This window comes from Aquabacterium sp., from assembly GCF_050725395.1.
Lineage (GTDB): Bacteria > Pseudomonadota > Gammaproteobacteria > Burkholderiales > Burkholderiaceae_C > Aquabacterium.
The window spans coordinates 37,775-55,857 of sequence record NZ_JBOHHL010000018.1; the positions used below are offsets into that span (position 1 = coordinate 37,775).

Annotated in this window: 17 protein-coding genes; all 17 read left to right on the top strand. The window is 64.5% G+C overall.

Going from position 1 to position 18,083, the window contains the following annotated elements; genetic code table 11:
* The first annotated feature begins 356 nt into the window (after window positions 1–356).
* Complete coding sequence (gene scpB / locus ACREB4_RS12550; RefSeq protein WP_431588562.1) at window positions 357–992, top strand: SMC-Scp complex subunit ScpB; 636 nt, start codon at window positions 357–359, stop codon at window positions 990–992.
* Window positions 989–3,124, top strand: coding sequence for a 23S rRNA pseudouridine(2605) synthase RluB (gene rluB, locus ACREB4_RS12555; RefSeq protein WP_431588563.1), 2,136 nt, complete (start codon window positions 989–991; stop codon window positions 3,122–3,124). Before scpB ends, rluB begins: the two co-directional genes overlap by 4 nt.
* A 128-nt stretch (window positions 3,125–3,252) precedes the next feature.
* The gene (gene ndk / locus ACREB4_RS12560) at window positions 3,253–3,678 is read left to right on the top strand and encodes a nucleoside-diphosphate kinase (protein ID WP_431588564.1); all 426 of its coding nucleotides are present in this window, start codon (window positions 3,253–3,255) and stop codon (window positions 3,676–3,678) included.
* An 8-nt stretch (window positions 3,679–3,686) separates the two neighbouring features.
* Window positions 3,687–4,829 carry a 23S rRNA (adenine(2503)-C(2))-methyltransferase RlmN gene (gene rlmN / locus ACREB4_RS12565; protein ID WP_431588565.1) on the top strand — a complete coding sequence of 381 codons (1,143 nt, stop codon included), beginning with the start codon at window positions 3,687–3,689 and terminating at the stop codon, window positions 4,827–4,829.
* Window positions 4,830–4,867: 38 nt separating this feature from the next.
* A complete protein-coding gene (pilW, locus tag ACREB4_RS12570; protein ID WP_431588566.1) occupies window positions 4,868–5,734 on the top strand; it encodes a type IV pilus biogenesis/stability protein PilW in 867 nt (288 codons plus the stop codon).
* The gene (locus tag ACREB4_RS12575) at window positions 5,727–6,626 is read left to right on the top strand and encodes a helix-turn-helix domain-containing protein (protein ID WP_431588567.1); all 900 of its coding nucleotides are present in this window, start codon (window positions 5,727–5,729) and stop codon (window positions 6,624–6,626) included. Before pilW ends, ACREB4_RS12575 begins: the two co-directional genes overlap by 8 nt.
* Entirely contained in the window at window positions 6,623–7,912 is a 1,290-nt protein-coding gene (gene ispG, locus ACREB4_RS12580; protein WP_431588568.1) for a flavodoxin-dependent (E)-4-hydroxy-3-methylbut-2-enyl-diphosphate synthase, read from the top strand. The genes ACREB4_RS12575 and ispG overlap by 4 nt, the downstream gene beginning before the upstream one ends.
* A 67-nt stretch (window positions 7,913–7,979) precedes the next feature.
* A complete protein-coding gene (gene hisS, locus ACREB4_RS12585) occupies window positions 7,980–9,281 on the top strand; it encodes a histidine--tRNA ligase (RefSeq protein WP_431588569.1) in 1,302 nt (433 codons plus the stop codon).
* A gap of 34 nt (window positions 9,282–9,315) precedes the next feature.
* Window positions 9,316–10,032, top strand: coding sequence for a YfgM family protein (locus tag ACREB4_RS12590; protein WP_431588570.1), 717 nt, complete (start codon window positions 9,316–9,318; stop codon window positions 10,030–10,032).
* A gap of 40 nt (window positions 10,033–10,072) precedes the next feature.
* A complete protein-coding gene (gene bamB, locus ACREB4_RS12595) occupies window positions 10,073–11,197 on the top strand; it encodes an outer membrane protein assembly factor BamB (protein ID WP_431588571.1) in 1,125 nt (374 codons plus the stop codon).
* Window positions 11,198–11,215: 18 nt separating this feature from the next.
* Window positions 11,216–12,556: a ribosome biogenesis GTPase Der gene (gene der, locus ACREB4_RS12600; RefSeq protein ID WP_431588572.1), complete on the top strand. Its 1,341-nt coding sequence runs from the start codon at window positions 11,216–11,218 to the stop codon at window positions 12,554–12,556.
* A 96-nt stretch (window positions 12,557–12,652) separates the two neighbouring features.
* On the top strand, window positions 12,653–12,898 hold the full coding sequence (hfq, locus tag ACREB4_RS12605; RefSeq protein WP_230181491.1) for an RNA chaperone Hfq: 246 nt from the start codon (window positions 12,653–12,655) through the stop codon (window positions 12,896–12,898).
* A gap of 63 nt (window positions 12,899–12,961) precedes the next feature.
* Complete coding sequence (hflX, locus tag ACREB4_RS12610) at window positions 12,962–14,224, top strand: GTPase HflX (protein WP_431588573.1); 1,263 nt, start codon at window positions 12,962–12,964, stop codon at window positions 14,222–14,224.
* Window positions 14,221–15,618, top strand: coding sequence for an FtsH protease activity modulator HflK (gene hflK, locus ACREB4_RS12615; RefSeq protein ID WP_431588574.1), 1,398 nt, complete (start codon window positions 14,221–14,223; stop codon window positions 15,616–15,618). The genes hflX and hflK overlap by 4 nt, the downstream gene beginning before the upstream one ends.
* A 23-nt stretch (window positions 15,619–15,641) precedes the next feature.
* A complete protein-coding gene (gene hflC / locus ACREB4_RS12620; protein ID WP_431588575.1) occupies window positions 15,642–16,541 on the top strand; it encodes a protease modulator HflC in 900 nt (299 codons plus the stop codon).
* Between the two features lie 33 nt (window positions 16,542–16,574).
* Entirely contained in the window at window positions 16,575–16,760 is a 186-nt protein-coding gene (locus ACREB4_RS12625) for a DUF2065 domain-containing protein (protein ID WP_431588576.1), read from the top strand.
* 129 nt (window positions 16,761–16,889) lie between these two features.
* Window positions 16,890–18,074, top strand: coding sequence for an ATP phosphoribosyltransferase regulatory subunit (locus ACREB4_RS12630; protein ID WP_431588577.1), 1,185 nt, complete (start codon window positions 16,890–16,892; stop codon window positions 18,072–18,074).
* The last annotated feature ends 9 nt before the right edge of the window (window positions 18,075–18,083 follow it).

Consider the following 18,083-nt stretch of genomic DNA (forward strand, 5'->3'; position numbering starts at 1 on the left):
ACAAATCTGGTGGTTTCGCCAAGGCGAGCCAACCATCCGGCAAAGCTTGTTTGATCTGACAACTTTGCCCACAAGCGGATGCCCCTGCATGGGGCGCAAGATCAAACCCAAGGCGTCATACAGCCCCACCAGGCGGTCAACTCGGTCTTCGGGCATGTGCATTCGTTTGCCGGCCGATGCCACTTGGGTCCGTGTCGCGCAGCCCGATAACCCGGCGTGCGGCGTTTGAACCTCCACCTTGAACGGGTGGCGTGTGTTTACCGATTGAAGAGATGGAAGTCCTCAATCCTCAGGACGCTCAACGCGTACTAGAAGCGGCGCTTTTATGCGCCCATCAGCCCATGACGGTGCGAGACATGCGCGCCCTCTTCGACGACACCGTGTCGGTCGATGGGGTGCGCGCCTTGCTGGCCGACATCGCCCAGAGTTGGGATGGCCGCGGCGTGGAGTTGCGGGAGTCCGCCTCGGGCTGGCGCTTCCAGACCACCGCCGACGTGCAGGAATACCTCGACCGGCTGAACCCTGAAAAGCCGCCCAAGTATTCGCGGGCCACGATGGAAACCCTGGCCATCATTGCCTACAAACAGCCGGTCACCCGGGGCGACATTGAAGACATCCGCGGCGTGACCGTCAGCACCCAGATGGTCAAGCAGCTCGAAGACCGTGGCTGGATCGAGGTGATCGGTCACCGCGACGCCCCTGGGCGGCCCGGCTTGTACGCCACCACCCGTCATTTTCTGGACGACATGGGCCTGAAGTCCCTGGACCAGCTGCCGGCGCTGGACGGCATGTTGGGCGCGCAGGGCATGCTGCCCGGCCTGGACAACGATCCCGACGCGGTGCTCAACAACCCGCAAGACGACGAGGAACAAGGGCAAGGCACGCTGTTGGAAGCACAAGCCGATCTGCTCGAGTCCGACCATCCTTCCAACCCCGATGCTGATGCGGCTGATGAGTCAGCCGACCCCACCGAACCTTCCCCTGCTCCATGACCTCAGACAACGCGCCCATGCAAGACCCCACCGAACCGTCATCCCTGCCTGACGCCGCGTCCGAGGATGCGCCCAAGCCCAAGCGTGCGCCTCGCAAGAAGGCCGCCGCCGAGGTGCAGGCCGAGCCTGTCGCGGCGGCTGACGCCGAATCGCCAGCAGAAGACGCCAAGCCCGCGCCGCGCCGCCGCAAGGCCGCTGCCGCGGTGGCCGAAGAGGCTGCGCCCGTCGCCGCTGAAGAGTCTGCGGAGAGCAAGCCCAAGCGCGCGCCCCGCAAGAAGGTGGTGGCCGATGCTGCCGAGCCGGCTTCTGAGGCGGTGCCCGTGGTGCGCGAACGTGCCGGTGATGGCTTCCTGCAACTGGGGCCTGATGTGAGCGAGGCGGTGGCCGCGCAAGCCCCCGTGGCGCAAGAAGTCGGCGAGCAAGCCGTGCCCAACGACGGCGAGCCCCGCTTTGAAGAGCGCGGCGAGCGTGGCAATCGCCGTGACCGTGGTCCTCGCGGCCAGCGGGGCGACAGGCCAGCACGCCCCGTGGCCCAGGCTTCGGACGAGCAGGGTTCAGAAGCCGGTGGCGATGTTGCCGAAGGCGAGGGCGGTGAGCCCCAAGATGCGGATCAACCGCCTTCGCGCCGTGCCGCGATCGCCGCAGAACAAGCCAATGAAGTGTTCGCCGAACTGCTGTCGGGTGATTTCGACACCGTGCGGGATGAGCCCGCCGAAGAAGGCGCCGAAGGTGGCGAAGCCGATCCGCAGAAGCGTGTGCTGCGCCCCGAGCCCGATGCGCCCAAGCTGCAGAAGGTGCTGGCCCAATCCGGCATCGGTTCGCGCCGCGACATCGAGCAGATGATCGAAGACGGTCGCATCACGGTCAATGGCGAAGCGGCCCACATCGGCCAGCGCATCTCTTATGGCGACCAGGTCAAGGTGGGCGGCAAACCCATCCGCATCCGCATCGCCCCGCAGCCCGCGCGCATCCTGGCCTACCACAAGCCCGTGGGCGAAGTGGTCACGCACGACGATCCGCAAGGCCGCCCGACCGTGTTCCGCCGCCTGCCACGCCTGCAGAATGGCAAGTGGATGTCGGTGGGGCGCCTGGACATCAACACCGAAGGCCTGCTGCTGTTCACGACCTCGGGCGAGTTGGCCAACCAGCTGATGCACCCCCGGTTTGGCGTCGAGCGTGAGTACGCCGTGCGCGTGCTGGGCACGCTGCCGGAAAGCTCCAAGAACAAGCTGCTCGAAGGCGTGAACATCGAAGGCCAGATGGCCTCGTTCAAGTCCATCGAAAATGGGGGCGGCGAAGGTGTGAACCACTGGTACCGCGTCGTCATCACCGAAGGCCGCAACCGCGAAGTGCGCCGGCTGTTCGAGGCTGTGGGCCTGGCGGTCAGCCGCCTGATCCGCGTTCGCTATGGCGCGATCGTGCTGCCGCGTGGGCTCAAGCGCGGTGTCTGGATCGAACTGGGCGAATCCGATGTCCGCGCGGTGAAGTCTCTGGCTGGTTTCGACCGCCCCGACAACAATTTCCAGAAGGGCGGCCGCAACAACGGTAAGCCTCAGGGCCAAGGTCAGGGGCAGGGCGGCCAGCAAGGTCAAGGCAATTTCAAGGGCAAGCAAGGCGGCCACGGGCAGCAGCAAGGCAATGGGCGCGACCGTGACCGTGACCGCGACGGCCGTGGTCCTCAAGGCCCGGGGGGGCATGGCCCTCAAGGTGGTGGCAACCAAGGTGGCCGTCACCAAAACCAGAATCGCCCGCAAGGTCAACAGGCGCGTCCGCCCGTGGAGCGGCCCCAAGGCGATCACAACGACGATTTCGACCACATCGGCCCCATCCCCAATCCGCTCGAGCAGACTTTCGACAAGCGTTTTGTCAAGGGTTCCAAGCGCATCACCCAGGGTTTCGGTCGTCCCGACCACGACGCTGGCAACCGTCCGCCCGCTGAAAAGAAGGGCGCTCCCCGTCAGCCAGACCCCCTGCAAACCTCGGTGGGTTACATCGGCGCTGATGCCTACTTCAACAAGGTGGGCGGACGTTCCGGCCGCGGTGGTGGTGGTGGTGGTGGTGGTGGTGGTGGTGGTGGCGGCGGCGGTGGTGGGCATGGTGGCGGCGGTGGTGGTGGCCGCGGTCGCCGCTGAACCCTGAAAAAGCATCGGGTAAGCCTCATCTTGACGTTCGCGTTGGTGGCTTGCCCGGCAAAGCAAATGAAACATCCCGGCGATACAATGCTGGGTTTTGTCAAATCCAGACTTAGGAGAACTGAATAATGGCTATCGAACGCACCCTGTCGATCATCAAACCCGACGCTGTCGCCAAGAACGTGATCGGTCAGATCGTCGCCCGCTTTGAAGGCGCTGGCCTGAAGATCGCCGCCGCCAAGTTGGTGCAACTGTCGCGTCAAGAAGCCGAAACCTTCTACGGCGTGCACAAAGAGCGCGGCTTCTTCAAGGACCTCGTGGACTTCATGGTCTCCGGCCCCGTGTTCGTGCAAGTGCTCGAAGGCGAAGGCGCCATCGGCAAGAACCGCGACCTGATGGGCGCCACCGACCCGAAAAAGGCCGAGAAGGGCACCATCCGTGCCGATTTCGCTGACAGCATCGACGCCAACGCCGTGCACGGCTCCGACGCCGCTGAAACCGCCGCTCAAGAAATCGCTTTCTTCTTCCCCGGCCTGAACGTCTACAGCCGTTAAGCTGAAGCATGAGCGCTGCCAACCTTCTTGATTTCGACCTGGATGGCTTGGCCGCGTTCTGTGAACAACTGGGTGAAAAGCGTTTTCGCGCCACCCAGCTGTTCCGTTGGATCCATCAAAAAGGCGCTTCCGACTTCGACCAGATGTCGGACCTGGCCAAATCACTGCGTGGCAAGCTCCAGGGCATTGCCACCCTCAAGCCGCTGCCCATCATCAGCGAGCATGTGTCCGCCGACGGCACCATCAAATGGTTGTTCGATGTCGGTGCCGGCAATGCCGTTGAAAGCGTCTACATCCCCGAGGACGATCGAGCCACTCTGTGCATCTCGTCCCAAGCCGGTTGTGCCGTGGGCTGTCGTTTCTGCTCGACCGGCCACCAGGGCTTCAGCCGCAACCTGACCACTGGCGAGATCATCGCCCAGCTCTGGTATGCCGAGCATTCGCTGCGCAAGCGTTTTGGCAAGACGGAGCGCATCATCAGCAATGTGGTGATGATGGGCATGGGCGAGCCCCTTCAGAATTATTCGGCCGTCATGCCGGCCTTGCGCATGATGCTGGACGACCACGGCTATGGCCTGTCGCGTCGGCGTGTCACGGTCTCCACTTCGGGCGTGGTGCCGATGATCGAGCGCCTCAAGAACGACTGCCCCGTGGCGCTGGCGGTGTCGCTGCACGCGCCCAACGACCTGTTGCGCAACGAGCTGGTGCCCATCAACCGCAAGTACCCGATCGACGAGTTGCTGACGACCTGCTCCGACTACCTGTCGGCCGCGCCGCGCGATTTCATCACCTTCGAGTACTGCATGCTCGATGGTGTCAACGATACTGACGAGCATGCGCATCAGCTGATCGACCTGGTGCGTGGTCGCATTCCTTGCAAGTTCAACCTCATTCCATTCAACCCTTTCCCGGCTTCTGGCTTGCTGCGCTCCAACAACGCGCGGGTGCAGGCTTTTGCCCGGATCCTGGCCGATGCCGGCTTGGTCACGACCGTGCGCAAGACACGTGGCGACGACATCGACGCGGCGTGTGGTCAACTCGCCGGTGAGGTGCAGGACCGCACCAATGCCAAGGGGCGCATGACCCGGCAACCCGTTGTTGTCACCCTGATCCCGGGGGCCGCTGGCCGCGGCACCCCTCCCACGAATTGAGCGCCGGCGGCCCGTTCCCGGCGCAGGAGACCGACCGCATGACCATTTTCCGTTGTACGCAGCAGGCCTGCCTGGGTCTTGCCGTGGTCTTGAGTCTTGTGTCCTTGACCGGTTGTGTCAACGCCCCCCGTTCGGGAGACGCGTCGACCGAGAGCACCAGCAGGGCCATGTCCCGGGCCGCCGCCGCTTCCAAATCGGACGACGTGGTCACGGCCTCCGACGAGAGCGACGCGCGCAAGCGGGCCCGCATCCGGCTGGAATTGGCAACGGTTTATTTTTCGCAGAACCAGCTGACCACCGCGCTGGACGAGCTCAAGCACGTGTTGGCCATCGACGGGCAGATGTCCGAGGCGCACGAATTACGGGGCCTGATTTACAGCGCCATGGACGAGCCCAACCTGGCCGATGAAAGCTTCAAGCGGGCCATCCAGTTGGACGAGCGAAATGGCAGCGCCATTCACAACTACGCCTGGTGGTTGTGCGGCAAGCAGCGCTATCCCGAAGCCGATGCCCTGTTCGAGCGCGCGGCCAATCTGCCGCAAAGCATCGCCACCAGCAAGACCTTGCTGGCACGGGGGGTCTGCCAGATCCGCGCAGGGCTGCTGCCCGATGCCGAGAAGTCATTGGCGCGTTCTTACGAGCTGGACGTGGCCAATCCCGCCACCGCCTACAACCTCGCTTCGGTGCTGTACCGGCGAGGTGACTACGAGCGGGCCCGTTTTTACATCCGCCGGGTGAACAACGTGCCGGAGCAGATCACCGCCGAGTCCATCTGGCTGGGCGTGCGCATCGAGAACCGGCTGGGCAATTCGGGCGGGCGTGACGAACTCGCAGGCGTGTTGCGCAGCCGTTTCCCGACCTCGCGCGAGGCCACCGCCTTGGAACTGGGGCGTTTCGATGAGTGAATCGCCCGAGTCCGCAGGCCGGATGCTGCGCGAGGCGCGTCAGGCTCAAAATCTGGAGATCGATGACCTGGCGTCGATGATCAAGGTGACTCCGGCCAAGCTGGCGGCGCTTGAGAGCGGCCGCCATGACCAGTTGCCCGATGCCAATTTCACCCGCGCCCTGGCGATGACGGTGTGCCGCAGCCTGAAGATCGACCCGGCGCCCGTCCTGGCGGCCCTGCCGGCGGCCCAGGCCATCCCGCTCGCACCCAACAAACCAGCCTTGAACCAGCCGTTCAAGGAGTCGAGGGGCGCGAACCTGTCGTTCGATTCGGGGCAGTCTTTCGACCTCAAGGCCCTGCTGAAGCCGCAATGGCTGGCGCCCATATTCCTCTTGCTGGCCTCCTTGGCGGTGTATTTCCTGCCGGACTCCGTGCAATGGCCGCATTGGGCGCTTCCCAGCGCTGGCGAGAAGGCTTCGGCCCCGTCCCCGTCCGTGGTGGTGCCTGCTTCGGCGCCTGAATCGCCTGCGTCCATGGGCGATGCAGTCAGCGCCCCCGAGATCGTGCCCTCGCAGGCGGAGCCGGCCGCTTCGGCGGCGGTCGATCCAGCGGCGTCCCAGGCCGCGGTGGCCCCCGTGGCGTCCGCCCCTTCCGTGCCGACCAGCGCCGCGGCGTCCGAGGGACCTTTGGTGTTGAAAAGCACCCAGGCGGCCTGGGTCGAAATTCGCGATGCGAAGAGCGTGCTGCTGTCCAGGCACCTGAAAGAAGGCGAAACCGTGGCGCTGGAGGGCACCCCCCCATTCAAGCTGCGGCTGGGAAACTCTTCGGCCCTGGCGGTGATCTACCAAGGTCAGCCGGTTGAACTGGCCTCCTACACGCGCAACAATGTGGCGCGGCTCGAACTGAAATGAACGATTCCTCTTTTTCCACGGCTGATCCATCCACGCCGATCGATGTGGCCCGACCAGCGGCACGTCGTTCGCGGCAGGCGCGCGTCGTCTGGGACAAGCGTGTCGTGCTCATCGGCGGTGATGCGCCCGTGTGCGTGCAGTCCATGACCAACACCGACACGGTCGACGTCATCGGCACCGCCATCCAGGTCAAGGAACTGGCCATCGCCGGGTCCGAGATGGTGCGCATCACGGTCAATACCCCCGAGGCCGCCGCCGCCGTGCCGCACATTCGGGAGCAGCTCGACCGCATGGGCATCGACGTGCCCCTGGTGGGCGATTTCCACTACAACGGACACCGCCTGCTCACCGATTTCCCAGACTGCGCCAAGACCCTGTCCAAGTACCGGATCAACCCCGGCAACGTGGGCAAGGGCGACAAGCGAGACAAACAGTTCGCCCAGATGATCGAAGCCGCGCTGAAGTACGACAAGGTCGTGCGCATCGGTGTCAACTGGGGCAGTCTGGACCAGGAGTTGATGGCCACGCTGATGGACGACAACGCCAAGCGTGCCCAGCCCTGGACCACGCAACAGGTCATGTACCAGGCCCTGATCAATTCGGCGCTTGAATCCGCCCAGGCCGCGCGTGAACTGGGCATGGCGCCGGAGCAGATCATCCTGTCGTGCAAGGTCAGCGGGGTGCAGGATCTGATCAGTGTCTACCGTGGCTTGGCGCAGCGCTGTGATTACCCCCTGCACCTGGGCTTGACCGAAGCCGGCATGGGCACCAAGGGCACCGTGGCCTCGGCCGCCGCCTTGTCCGTCCTGATGCAAGAAGGCATCGGCGACACCATCCGTGTGTCGCTCACGCCGCAACCTGGCGAATCGCGCACGCAAGAGGTCGTGGTGGCGCTTGAGATCTTGCAGGCCCTGGGTTTGCGCACCTTCGTGCCCAGCGTCACCGCTTGTCCGGGCTGTGGCCGCACCACCAGCACCACCTTCCAGGAACTGGCCAAGCAGATCGACGATTTCCTGCGCGCCCAGATGCCCGTCTGGCGGGTCAAATACCCGGGTGTCGAGAACATGAAGGTGGCCGTGATGGGCTGCATCGTCAACGGCCCTGGCGAAAGCAAGCATGCCGACATCGGCATCAGCCTGCCTGGCACCGGCGAGGCCCCGGCCGCGCCCGTGTTCATCGATGGCGAGAAAGCCCTGACCCTGCGCGGCGACCGCATCGCCCACGATTTCCAGCAACTGGTGCAGGATTACATCGACCGCCGTTTCGGCGTGGCCTCGAAGGTCTGATCCTCATCCGCGGGCGCAGGTTCTGCGCCTTCCTTTTTGCACAAGACACCGTCTCGATCTCATCTCCATGGCCGACATCCTCCAAGCCATCAAAGGCATGAACGACATCCTGCCGCCGGACTCGGCGCGCTGGGAATGGCTCGAAGAAACCGTGCGCACGCTCATGCGCCGTTACGGTTATAGCAACATCCGCACGCCGATCGTCGAGCCCACGGCCCTGTTCGTGCGCGGCCTGGGCGAAGTCACCGACATCGTCGAGAAAGAGATGTACTCCTTCGCCGACAGCCTCAATGGCGACCGCCTCACGCTGCGCCCCGAAGGCACGGCCGGTGTGGTGCGCGCCATGAACGAGCACAGCTTTCTTTACGAAGGCGGCAAACGCCTGTTCTACATCGGCCCCATGTTCCGCCACGAGCGCCCTCAAAAAGGCCGCTACCGCCAGTTCCACCAAGTGGGTGCCGAAGCGCTGGGTTTTGCCGGTCCCGATGTCGATGCCGAGTTGATCCTGATGACCGTGGCCCTGTGGCGCGACCTGGGCCTGAACGTCGGCACCGATGTGCGCCTGGAGATCAACAGCCTGGGGCAGCCCGAAGAGCGCCGCGCCCACCGCGAAGCGCTGATCGCGCACCTGGAGGCTCATGCCCAACTGCTGGATGAAGACGCCCGCCGCCGCTTGCACAGCAACCCGCTGCGCATCCTCGACACCAAGAACCCGGCGATGCAGCCCGTGGTCGAGGCCGCGCCGCGCTTGATGGATTTTCTGGGCGAGGCGTCGCTCGCGCATTTCAACGCGATCAAGCAGGTGCTGGACGCCGCTGGCGTGGCCTACAAGGTCAACCCGCGCCTGGTGCGCGGCATGGATTACTACAACCTCACCGTGTTCGAGTGGGTGACCGACCGCCTGGGCGCCCAGGGCACCATCTGTGGCGGTGGCCGCTATGACGGCCTGATCGAGCAACTCGGCGGCAAGCCGGCGCCAGCCGTGGGCTGGGGATTGGGCATGGAGCGCTTGCTGCTGTTGCTGCAGGAACTCGGCATCGACTCGCCTTCCACTGCGCCCGATGCCATCGCCCTGGTCTTCGCGGGCACCCCTTTGTCATCGGTGATGAGCGCGGTCGAGGCGTTGCGCCAGGCTGGCGTTCGTGTGCAACTCAACCCCGCCGGCAAAGATGGGCCGGCCAGCCCCAAATCGCAGTTCAAGAAGGCCGACGCCAGTGGCGCCCGCTTCGCCTTGATCTTCGGCCCGGATGAGGTCGCGCAAGGCCAGGTGTCCGTCAAGCCCTTGCGCGATGGCGGCGAGCAGGTCGCCAGGCCGCTGGCCCAGCCTGGGGAATGGGCCGACACATTGCGGGCCCATCGCCAGTCATAATCCACCGCTTCCACTTACCCAAGAAAAACACGTCATGGCCACTTACGACCTTGAACAACAAGAACAGCTTGATCAGGTCAAGCACTTCTGGAAACAGTACGGCAACCTGATCACCTGGGTGCTGGTGCTGGCCCTGGGGGGATATGCCGCGTGGACGGGTTACCTGTACTGGCAGCAGAAGCTGTCCGTCGGTGCCGGCAGTCTTTACGAAGAACTGGACCGGGCCGCGGGCGCCGGCGAGGTCGACAAGGCCGCCAAGGTCTTTGCCGACCTGAAGGACAGCTATGGCGGTACCACCTTCGCCGAGCAGGGCGCCTTGCTGGTGGCCAAGGTGGAAGCCGGCCGTCAAAAACCCGAATTGGCCCGTGCCAGCCTGCAATGGCTGGTCGACAGCGGCAAGAACAAGGACCTGGTGGCCATTGGCCGCCTGCGCCTGGCGGGTTTGATGCTGGACGCCAAGCAGCACGATGAAGCGCTGAAGGTCCTGTCCGCCGACATGCCCGAGGCCTACGCCGCGCTGGTCGCCGACCGCCGTGGCGACATCCTGTTCGCCCAAGGCAAGAAAGACGAGGCCGTCAAGGCCTACCAGCAAGCCTGGAAAGCCTTGCCCGCCACGGTGGAATACCGCCGCTTCGTGGAAGGCAAGCTGACCGCCGCCGGACAGGCGCCCCAGCCCCTGCAAGTGCCCCCGGCGGCTGGTGCTGGCGCCGCGCCTTCCGGCATGCCGCCCGGCCTGGCCCCCACGAACTGATTCCCAACCCGACCCTCTGTCCATGGACCACCTCCCGACCATGACTTTCTTCAGACGCGCTCTGGGCGCCACGGCCTTGGCCACCGCCGCGGCATTGTTGTCGGCCTGCGGCTCCACCAAGCCGCAACCTGCCCCTCTTGAGTCCTTCAAGCCCAGCCAGGTCATCACCACGGTCTGGAGCAAGCGGGTCGGTTCCATCGACACGCCCATTTCCCTGGCCGTGACCAAGGACGCGGTGGCCTGGGCATCTGAAGATGGGCAAATCCTGTCGGTCGACATCAAGACCGGCCAGGAACGCTGGCGCGCCGACGCCAAGGCCAAGCTGAGCGCCTCGGTGGGCAGCGATGGCCGCTATGCCGCCGTTGTCACCACCGACAACGAACTCATCACCTTCGACCAAGGCAAGGTCTTGTGGCGCGAGCGCCTGCCTGGCCGCGTCATCACCTCGCCTCTGGTGGCCGGTGAGCGCGTGTTCGTGCAAAGCGTGGACCGAAGCGTGCGCGCCTACGATGTGCTCGATGGCCGTTGGCTCTGGAACTACCAGCGCCCCGGTGGTGATCCCTTGTCGCTGTCCACACCCGGCCTCTTGTCCGCCTTCCGCGACACCCTGGTCGTGGGGCAGGGGGCCCGCTTCGTGGGCCTGGACCCCTTGAAGGGCACGCCCCGTTTCGACTTCAGCGTGAGCACTCCCCGTGGCACCAACGAGGTCGAGCGCTTGGCCGACCTGGTGGGCCCTGGCGCCCGTGCCGACGATGAAATCTGCGTGCGCGCCTTCCAACTGTCGGTCGCCTGCGTCGAGATGAACCGTGGCAGCCTGCGCTGGACGCGTCCTCAAAGCGGCACGCAGGCCGTGGCCGCCGACGACACCACCGTGGTGGGCGCCGATGGTGCCGATCGCCTCAGCGCCTGGAAGACCGAAAACGGTGAAATCCGCTGGCGCGTCGACCGGTTCACGCACCGCAAGCTCAGCGCACCCGCCATCTGGGGCAAGCTGATCGCCGTGGGGGACTTTGATGGCGAGTTGCACATCCTGTCCCTCGACGACGGCCGCACCGTGGCCCGCGTTTCGCTGGACGATCCCTTGATCGCCGCCCCCGTGGTCTCCGACGGCTTGTTGCTGGTGGCCACCCGTTCCGGCACGCTTTACGCTTTGCGTGCCAATTAAAAGTTTCCCTGGAGTTTCATGAAACCTGTGATTGCCTTGGTCGGACGACCCAACGTCGGCAAATCGACGTTGTTCAACCGCCTGACCAAGAGCCGCGATGCGATCGTGGCCGATTTTGCCGGCCTGACCCGCGACCGTCACTACGGTGAAGGTCGCATGGGCTCGCGCGAGTACCTGGTCATCGACACCGGCGGCTTCGAACCCGACGCTACCTCCGGCATCTTCAAGGAGATGGCCAAGCAGACACGCCAGGCCGTCGCCGAAGCCGATGCCGTGGTGTTCGTCGTCGATGCGCGCAACGGCCTGTCTGCGCAGGACCACGACATCGCCCGTTACCTGCGCGCGGCCAACAAGAAAGTCCTGCTCGCCGCCAACAAGGCCGAAGGCATGAAGGAAGGCGTCCAGCTGGCCGAGTTCTTCGAACTGGGCATTGGCGAGCCCATCCCTGTGTCGGCCTCGCACGGGCAGGGCATCCGCAGCCTGCTCGACCTGGCGCTGGACGACTTCTTCGGCGACGAGGACGAAGACGATGAACCCGCCGAGATCGACGCCAACGCGCCCATCAAGCTGGCGGTGGCCGGTCGTCCCAATGTGGGCAAGTCCACCCTCATCAACACCTGGTTGGGTGAAGAGCGCCTGGTCGCCTTCGACATGCCCGGTACCACCCGCGATGCCATCAGCGTGCCTTTCGAGCGAGAAGGCCAGCGTTTCGAGTTGATCGACACCGCCGGCCTGCGCCGCAAGGGCAAGGTCTTCGAGGCCATCGAGAAGTTCTCGGTCGTCAAGACCCTGCAGGCCATCTCCGATGCCAACGTCGTCCTGCTGCTGCTGGACGCCACGCAGGGCGTCACCGACCAGGACGCCCACATCGCCGGCTTCATCCTCGAATCCGGCCGCGCCGTGGTCCTGGCCATCAACAAATGGGACGCGGTCGACAGCTACCAGCGGGAAATGCTGGCCCGCTCGATCGAAACCCGCCTGGCATTCCTGAAGTTCGCGCCGATCCTGCACATCTCGGCCATCAAGCGCCAGGGCCTGGGGCCGGTCTGGAAGTCGATCGCGGATGCCTGGTCTTCCGCCACCCGGAAGATGCCGACGCCCATCCTGACACGCCTGTTACTGGAGGCTGTGGAATTCCAGCAACCCAAGCGCGGTGGCATTTCCCGCCCCAAGCTGCGTTACGCGCACCAAGGTGGCCAGAATCCACCCATCATCGTCATCCATGGCAACTCGCTGGAACACCTCACGGATGCCTACAAGCGCTACCTGGAAACCCGTTTCAGGGCGCATTTCAAGCTGACGGGCACGCCATTGCGGATCCAGACCAAGTCGTCCAGCAACCCTTTCACCGACAAATAGCGGCGCTTTACGCCTCCTTCACAATCCCTTCATCCGTCAGGCGTAAGGGGCTGTGTTAAGGTGTCAAGTCCGAAACTTTTCAACACGGAGCATATCGTGAGCAACAAAGGGCAACTCCTACAAGACCCCTTCCTGAACCTCTTGCGCAGAGAACATGTGCCGGTGTCCATTTACCTGGTCAACGGCATCAAACTCCAGGGACACATCGAGTCGTTCGACCAATACGTGGTGCTGCTTCGCAACACGGTCACCCAAATGGTCTACAAGCACGCGATTTCGACCGTCGTGCCCGGCCGTGCGGTGAATTTCCACGCCAACGACTCGACCGAAGACGCGGCCTGATTTGTCAGCCATGTCTTCTCGCTCTTCCAGCCCCAACCCGTGTTGCACTGACGCACTGACGCCTTGACATCCTCATCGCCGTCTGTGCAAAAACCGTCCGATGCACCTCGGGTTGTGCTGGTGGGCGTCGATTTCGGGCCGGGCTCGTCTTTCGACCCGTCCCTCGATGAACTTGCCTTGCTGGCCGAGTCGGCCGGCGATGCGCCCGTCGAAAAGGTCACGGCCAAACGCAAGGCCCCTGACCCTGCCTTCTTCGTCGGTTCAGGCAAGGCCAACGAAATCAAGGACCTGGTCGTTCTGCACCAGGCCCAGGCCGTCATCTTCGACCAGGCCCTGTCACCCGCTCAGCAACGCAACCTCGAACGCCACCTGGGTGTCGAGGTGCTCGACCGCACCGGCCTGATCCTTGAAATCTTCGGCGCGCGTGCGCGCAGCCACGAGGGCAAGCTGCAGGTCGAACTGGCCCGGCTCAAGTACCTCTCGACGCGCCTCGTGCGCCGCTGGTCTCACCTGGAGCGCCAACGGGGCGGCGCCGGCATGCGCGGCGGCCCTGGCGAAACCCAGATCGAGCTCGACCGCCGCATGATCGACCAGCGCATCAAGTCGCTGAAAGAACAACTGGTCAAGGTCAAGCGCCAGCGCAACACGCAGCGGCGCTCGCGTGAGCGCACGGGCACCTTCCGCGTCTCATTGGTGGGCTACACCAACGCGGGCAAGTCGACGCTGTTCAACGCCTTCACCAAGGCCGGCACCTACGCGGCCGACCAACTCTTCGCCACGCTCGACACCACCACCCGCCAGTTCTACCTGGCGCAGGCCCAACGCAGCGTCACCCTGTCCGACACGGTGGGCTTCATCCGCGACCTGCCGCACACCTTGGTGGAATCCTTCGAGGCCACCTTGCAGGAGGCGGCCGAGGCCGATGTGCTCCTGCACGTGGTTGATGCGGCCAGTCCAGTGCTGATGGAGCAACTCACCGAAGTCATCCGCGTCCTGGGCGACATCGGCGCGGCCGACATTCCCCAGGTGCTGGTCTTCAACAAATGCGATTGCCTGCCCGAGCACCAGCAACCGCCCCACAGCCTCGACCTTTTCGAGCTGCCCTCGGGGCGCCGATGCCTGCGTGTGTTCGTCAGTGCTTTGCGCGGGCAGGGGCTGGATGCGTTGCGGCAGGTCATCGCGGAAGCCGCGTTGAATGGCCTGGGCGATGACCTCGGCGCGTTTCCAGGTTTGCAAAGCCCATTCACAATGCACAATCCCTTGAATTCACAGCAGGAGTCCGGCGCCGGGCTCCTGGAAACTCCTTCGACGACTGTCCAACCATGAACATGCAATCCCTGGAGCCAGGCCAAGTGCCTGAAAGACCTCGCCTGCCGGTGTTGAGCGCGCTGGCCGCGGCGGCTCAGCTGGCGCTGGGCGCAAGCCGGCGTCTTGGCTGGCTTGGCCTGCGCGCCCTCAGGTCCGCGCTGCCCCAAGCGGCGGGTGCGGAGGTGGTCTACAACAACGGCCGCAATGAAGGCCCGCCAGACCTCGATGAGCTGTGGCGCGACTTCAACCGCAAGCTCAGCGGCCTGTTCTCGGGCAAGGGCGGTGGCGACCATAACAACAACAGCTCGGGCGGTGGCGGCTTCTCGCCCGATGGTGGCAATGCCGGCATCGGCATCGGCCTGATCGCGGGCCTGGTGGCCTTGATCTGGCTGGGCAGTGGCTTCTTCATCGTCCAGGAAGGCCAGCAGGCCGTGGTGATGTCCTTCGGGCGCTTCAGCCACACGGCCGAAGCCGGCTTCCAATGGCGTGCGCCATACCCTTTCCAAAGCCATGAAATCGTCAACCTGACGCAGCTGCGCTCCATTGACGTGGGCACCAGCTCGGTCATGCAGGCCACCGGCTCACGCGAATCGTCCATGCTTACCCGCGACGAGAACATCGTCGACATCCGCTTCACGGTCCAGTACCGCCTGAGCGATGCACGCCAGTACCTGTTCGAGAACCGCAGCTCCGACGAGGCCGTGGCCCAGGCCGCCGAGTCGGCCGTGCGCGAGATCGTGGGCAACAGCACCATGGACTCGGTGCTTTACGAGCAGCGCGACGCCATTGCCGCCGAGCTGGTGAAGTCGATCCAGGCCCAGGTCAACAAGGTGAAGGCCGGGGTCATCATCGCCAACGTCAACGTCCAGAGCGTGCAGGCGCCCGAGCCGGTGCAAGCCGCTTTCGACGACGCGTTCAAGGCCGGTGCCGACCGCGAGCGCGCCAAGAACGAAGGCCAGGCTTACGCCAATGACGTGATCCCCAAAGCTCAGGGCACGGCGGCCCGTCTTCGTGAAGAGGCTGCGGCCTATTCCGCCAACGTCGTGGCGCACGCCGAAGGTGATGCGCAACGTTTCAAGTCGGTGTTGACCGAGTACCAGAAGGCGCCTGGCGTGACCCGCGACCGCCTGTACATCGACGCGATGCAGCAGGTCTATGGCAACGTGACCAAGGTGATGGTGGACTCCCGTTCGGGCTCCAACCTGCTGTACTTGCCGCTGGACAAGATCGTCCAGATGAGTGCGGCTTCGGCGGGCAACAGCGCAGGCTCGGCTTCTGCCGGTGCGCCCGTGGCCCCGGCCTCCGCGGGCACCGAGACGCCTGGCCCCGCTTCGGTGGCCAATGGCCCGACCACCGCTCCAGACCCCCGCTCACGTGACGGCCTCCGCAGCCGTGACCGTGACAGCCGCTGAATGTCGAAGGCAAGGAACCTGACATGAACCGCATTGGACTTTTCGTGGCCGGCGCACTGCTGGTCATCATCATCCTGGCCTCGACCTTGTTCGTGGTCGATCAACGCCAGTTCGCCGTGGTCTATGCCCTGGGCGAGATCAAGGACGTCAAGAGCGAACCCGGCCTCAAGTTCAAGCTGCCGGCGCCCTTGCAGAATGTGGTCTTCCTGGACCGCCGCATCCAGACCCTGGACAGCGTCGAGGCCCGTCCCATCTTCACCGCCGAGAAGAAAAGCCTGGTGATCGACTGGTTGGTCAAGTGGCGAATCGCCGATCCGCGCCAGTTCATCCGCAACAACGGCGTGGACATCCGCAACATCGAGAACCGCTTGAGCCCCATCGTGCAGGCCGCCCTCAATGAAGAAGTGACCAAGCGCACCGTCGGTGCCGTCTTGTCCACCGAACGCGAGAAGGTCATGCAAGGCGTGATCCAACGCCTCGCCGATGACGCCAAGGCTTTCGGCATCATCATCGTGGACGTGCGCATCAAGCGCGTGGATTTCTCGGCCAACATCACCGAGTCGGTCTACCGCCGCATGGAGTCCGAGCGCAAACGCGTGGCCAATGAACTGCGTTCCACTGGTTACGCCGAAAGCGAAAAGATCCGTGCCGACGCCGATCGCCAACGCGAGATCATCGTCGCCGAGGCTTACCGCGATGCCCAGAAGGTGAAGGGCGAGGGCGACGCCAAGGCCTCGACCATCTACGCCGAGGCCTTTGGCAAGGACCCCCAGTTCGCCCAGTTCTACCGCAGCCTGGAAGCGTACCGCGCCACGTTCCGCAGCAAGACGGACGTGATGGTTCTGGACCCCAGCAGCGATTTCTTCAGGGCCATGCGTGGCGCTGGCGGTGGTGCAGCCCCCGCACCTGCGGCCCGCAAATGAACGTCGGGCCTTCCAAGGCCCGCTTCCTGATCCATGTCCAATTCATGGTGGGCCGCCTTGGCCCTGGTGCTGGTGATCGAGGGGCTTTTGCCCTTGTTCAACCCTGCTGCTTGGCGGCGGGTGTTCGAGCAGGCCCTCAAACTCAGCGACGGCCAACTCCGTTTCGTCGGGCTGGCCAGCATCGTCATCGGCCTGACCCTGTTCTGCCTGCTGCCATGACCTGATCCCGGCCTTTGGGGCAAGAATTCCATTGGTTCAGGTAGCAGATTCGCGCTGGGGTGAAATTTGGCCGTCAATTTGGCGCCAGACCCCGGTAAAATCCTGTTTTTAACCCCCTCCCAATTTCTTATGTCGTCTGCTTGGCTGCTGCCAGAGCACATTGCCGATGTCTTGCCTGCGCAGGCTCGACGCCTCGAAGAGCTGCGCCGCACCTGGTTGGACGCGGCGCGTGGTTGCGGCTATGAACTCGTCATGCCTCCCTTGTTGGAGCACATCGAGTCTCTGCTCTCCGGAACGGGTCATGCGCTCGACCTCAAGACTTTCAAGCTGGTCGACCAGCTCAGCGGTCGCACGCTGGGTGTGCGCGCCGACAGCACGCCGCAGGTCGCCCGCATCGATGCGCACCTCCTCAACCGCGACAGCCTGACCCGGCTCTGCTATTGCGGCCCGGTGCTGCACACGCGTCCCGCCAGCCCTCACGCCAGCCGCGAGCCCTTGCAGTTCGGCGCCGAAATTTTCGGCCACGCCGGCCTTGAGGCCGACCTCGAAGTGCAAGAGTTGGCCCTCGAAGGCCTGAAGGCCATCGGCATCAAGGGCCTGGTGCTCGACTTGGCCGATGTCCGCCTGGTGCAGGGCGTGCTCGAAGGCCTGGGTGTGGCCGACCGCCTGGATGCCGACACCCGCCATCAACTGCTTCTGGCCCTGGCCGCCAAGGATTCCGCCACCCTGCGTACGCTGGCCACCCCTTGGTCTCCTGAAGCGGTCACTGCCCTGGTGGCCTTGACCCGCCTGTATGGCGACAGCGAGATCCTGGCCGAGGCCCGCCGCGTGCTGCCCAGCCATCCCCTGGTCCATGCCGCGCTTGACGACCTGACCTGGCTGGCCGGCCATTTGCGCCAGTCACATCCCGAAGTCCGCGTCGGATTCGACCTGGCCGACCTCAGCGGTTATGCCTATTACAGCGGATCTCGCTTTGCCGTCTATGGCGAAGGCCACGCCGACGCTTTGCTCCGCGGCGGCCGCTACGATGAAGTGGGTGCGATCTTTGGCCGTCGCCGTCCGGCGGTGGGCTTCAGCCTCGACCTCAAGATCGTGGCCGACTTGCTGTCCGGTCGCGACGGTTCAGTGGTGCGTTCTGCGGTGCGTGCCCCTTGGGGTGAAGACCCCGCCTTGCGCCAGGCTGTGCGTCAATTGCGTCAACAAGGGCACACCGTGGTGTGCGTGTTGCCCGGCCACGAACACGAAGTGCAGGAATTCGACTGCGACCGTGAACTGGCCATGGTCAACGGGCAGTGGTCGGTGCGTTCGCTCTGACCTTCAGTC